The organism is Rhodopila globiformis, assembly GCF_002937115.1.
Lineage (GTDB): Bacteria > Pseudomonadota > Alphaproteobacteria > Acetobacterales > Acetobacteraceae > Rhodopila > Rhodopila globiformis.
The window spans coordinates 1-3740 of the sequence record NZ_NHRY01000158.1 but is presented as its reverse complement, the minus strand read 5'-3'; the positions used below and the strand labels follow the sequence as shown (position 1 = coordinate 3740).

The 3740-nt window shown below is 65.0% G+C and carries 2 protein-coding genes and 1 tRNA gene; 2 read left to right on the top strand and 1 reads right to left on the bottom strand.

All coding sequences use genetic code 11. From position 1 onward, the window contains the following. The first annotated feature begins 878 nt into the window (after nucleotides 1–878). On the top strand, nucleotides 879–1103 hold the full coding sequence (locus CCS01_RS15520) for a hypothetical protein (protein WP_104519706.1): 225 nt from the start codon (nucleotides 879–881) through the stop codon (nucleotides 1101–1103). A gap of 745 nt (nucleotides 1104–1848) precedes the next feature. Continuing rightward, nucleotides 1849–3597, top strand: a complete 1749-nt coding sequence (locus CCS01_RS15510; RefSeq protein ID WP_338049985.1) for a recombinase family protein — start codon at nucleotides 1849–1851, stop codon at nucleotides 3595–3597. Here the strand turns inward: CCS01_RS15510 and CCS01_RS15505 are convergent. Continuing rightward, a tRNA-Met gene (locus tag CCS01_RS15505) sits at nucleotides 3554–3630 on the bottom strand. The genes CCS01_RS15510 and CCS01_RS15505 overlap by 44 nt on opposite strands. Nucleotides 3631–3740: the final 110 nt, after the last annotated feature.

Here is a 3740-nt window from a genome sequence, read left to right as displayed (position 1 = left end):
CTACCTCCCATCAGGCTGCTCGGTCCCCGCCTCGGTTGCCACGGCGGCGGCGCCGCTTGTACGGAACTGGATTTTCCGCGGGCGCAGGCGGAACAATGTGGCCAAATCAGCAGCTCCGGAACGCTCCCGACTGGCAAAATGCCCGCTGATAGGCACCAAGTTCTTCGATCACCCGCCAAATGCAGCGGATTGTGCAATGAATGCCCGAGGGGACGAATAAGGCGGGTTCAAGCAGCATCAGGCGCTAACTGCGGAAGTTGGGCTTGACATTGATGAGGCCGCCCGTCAGGAGGGGGCCGTGGTTCCGGTGCTTTCCCGTCCAGCCTTTCGATCGGCGCAGCCGGGCGCCCAGGCTGCGGTAGCCTTCCGAATCCGCGCAGTGGTGTGATCCATAATTGCACCCTCGCCGTCAGCGGCTCTGCTACCGTGCAGCAAGCAACATCGCCTGATGGCCTATCGCTGGTTGCGGAGGCCGGGAACGGCGGTTGTGCGTGGTCTGCGGCCCTCCCGCCTGAATCGCGAAGGTTTGGCTGCTCCCCCCGTTACACCGGTCTCAAGTAACAAGAATTCCGCATCATGCAAGGCACGCTTCCTCGCAGGCTTGTGGATCCGGGTAACACTGATTCCAGGACGCGCAACACTTTGCCGGATTTCTCCGGGATGGTGCGGCTATCGCTCTGATCCGGCGAGGTCCGTCGCCGCCCGCTTCCGCGAAGAGAGCCAGCTCTTCGAGGAAGGTCGTCAACCGCTGAAGCAACGATTGAAACGAACGGGATTCCCTATGACCTCCCGTCAACAATTTTCTTTAACGAAATAGATGACATGCTACGCGCGATGCCACACACTGGATCAAACCCCTATTCCAGAGGATACAGACCATGCCCACCGTCGCAGACCACATCGCCCGGATTGACCAGGTTGCCGAACTCTATGAGGCGTCGTCAGGCAACGACCCGAACGAGGTCATGACCGACCTCCTGTCTGACATGCTCCTGTGGTGCATGGCCAATGACGTCGACTTTCAGAAGGTTTTGAGGCTCGGTCGCATGAACGCTCGTGCCGAGTGGAACGAGGCCGCGCAGTGGGCGGGCGGCGCCCGTTAGGTAGCTCTGTGCCGGCCCAAAGCACCAAGGCAGCTTTCCCTCGCTGACGAGGCTCGGGGAAGCTTGCCCGGCGGCCGGTGGTCACCGTAGCTAATCGAATCGTCGGTCCCGTTCCAGTTCGATTGTTGAACTGCGTAACACCTTCAGTCCCTTCGGCAGAGGATGCGCGGCTTTCCACAGCAACGTTCGTAGAGCCGGGCTGCAGGCTCATCTGCCCCAGGAATCGCCTATGATCTATCACATAGTAGCCGGGTTGCGGCGGGGCTGCCAAGGGCAGGATGACTCGCACCAACCCACCCGATCGGTTTCATTCGGGATGATATTTCCGCAGGTACCAGAGGTGACCACACAGAGGCGGGCTTTCTGGTTGATGCTCGGAATATGATCGGATACGATACGATACTACGCTTCGATCCGACGCCATTGAGGCCACCATGACTCACAATCGCGCGCTACGCTTGTCGCCTCTTCGCCGGACGGCCATGGAAGCGCCGACCGCCGCCACGAATGCAGTCGGCCAAGCCAGCGCGTCAGCCCAGAACGTTGAACGCACACAGGCCGAGGCGGCTGACGCCCCGCCAGAGGCGCTACGGCAACTGGCGCGGATGCTCGGTCGGCAGGCGGCGCGCCAGCGGTTCCGTGGCTACACGATCATGCGCGTGCCGCTGGTCCTGCTCTTCGTGGTGGCTCTGCTTATCGGCCTGCTTCTTCTGTTGAACCACGCATCCGGACGGTTCTGACCACCATGAGGACCAGAAAGCCCACCATGCCATCGCCCGTTGCGCCGAGCCCTGTGGACGGCAGCGTCGCGCTGAGGGCCCTGATCTACGCCCGGTTCAGCAGCGACCTGCAGAGCCCCGCCTCGATCGAGGACCAGCTCCGGCTCTGCCGGGAGCGGGCGGCGGCGGAAGGCTGGGACGTCGTGCAGACGTTCGCGGACTACGCCATCACCGGCGCCATCAGTGGCCGGTCCGGCTATCAGGCGATGTTGGCGACGGTCCGCTCCGGAACGATCCGCGTGGTCCTGACGGAAGCGCTTGACCGCCTGTCGCGCGACCAGGAGGACATCGCCGGGCTGTACAAGCGGCTGAAGTTCCTGGGCGTTCGCCTGGTGACGCTCGCCGAGGGCGAGATCACGCCGCTGCATATCGGCTTCAAGGGCACGATGAACGCCATCGCCCTCGACGACCTGGCGGACAAGACCCGCCGCGGCCTGCGGGGGCGGGTGGAGGTCGGCAAGTCCGCCGGCGGGCGTGCCTACGGCTATGACGTGGTCCGCCAGTTCGACGCCCAGGGGAACCCGATCCGCGGTGACCGGCGCATCAATGAGGCGGAGGCGGCGATCGTCAGGCGCACCTTCGCGCTGTTCGCCGCCGGGCACAGCCCGATCGCGATCGCCAAGGCCCTGAACGCTGAGCATGTGCCGGGTCCGGAGGGCGCCTGGCGCGATACAACGATCCGCGGCCACGCCATCCGGGGCACCGGCATACTGCGCAACGAGCTCTACATCGGGCGGCTGGTGTGGAACCGAATGCGTTTCATGAAGGATCCGGACACCGGCAAGCGCGTTTCGCAGATGAACCCGCCGGAGCTCTGGATCATCGAGGACGTGCCCGCGTTGCGGATTGTCGACCAGGCGCTGTGGGACCAGGTTCAGGCGCGGCTTGCCGATATCCGCGAAGCCTCGGGCGCCAATGAACCGGACCGGCCGCGCTACTGGGAAGCCCGCCGGGCGAAGCATCTGCTCACCGACAAGACGTTCTGCGGCTGCTGCGGCGGCGTGTTCACCAATATCGGCCGTGACTACCTTGCCTGCAGCGCCGCACGGCGGCAGGGCACGTGCGCGAACAAGGCCGGGATCCGGCGTCAGCACCTGGAGACGCTGATCCTGGACGCGCTGCGAACTCAGATGATGGATCCGGCGCTGGTGGCGGACTTTGTCGACGGGTTCACCGCGGAGTGGAACCGCATGGCCGCCGAACGCAACGGCGCCCGCGCGCAGCAGGAACGCGAGCTGGCGCAGGTCGAGCGTAAGCTCAACGGCCTGATCGACGCGCTGGCGGACGGCTTTCGGGCACCGGGCCTGCAGCAGCAGTTGAACGACCTGGAGGGGCGCCGCGCGGCGCTGAGCGCGGCGCTCGAGACGCCGGCCTCACCGGCACCGTCCCTGCATCCCAATCTGGCAGAGGTCTATCGTGAGCGGGTGGCTGACCTGCAGGAAGCGCTGCGGCGGGATCCGAACGGGCCGGAGGCGCTGGAGGTTGTCCGTGGCCTGATCGAGCGCGTGGATCTGCATCCGGCACAGAACGGCCGCGGTCTCGAGGTCGAGATCAGCGGCGCGATCGTGTCGATGCTGCGCCTCGGGATGACCGACGCGGGCAATCCGGCACGGTCGTCGCGCGGCCGAGTGCCGAGCGTTGATCCGGCTTTGTTCGCGAGTTCGGTGAAAGTGGTTGCGGGGGCAGGATTTGAACCTGCGGCCTTCAGGTTATGAGCCTGACGAGCTACCGGGCTGCTCCACCCCGCGTTGGATGGGGAGAGGGGACCAGAGTGGATTGGACGACCTGGCGGCGACCGACTCTCCCGTGCCTTGAGGCACAGTACCATGGGCGCTGGGGGTTTTCACGGCCGAGTTCG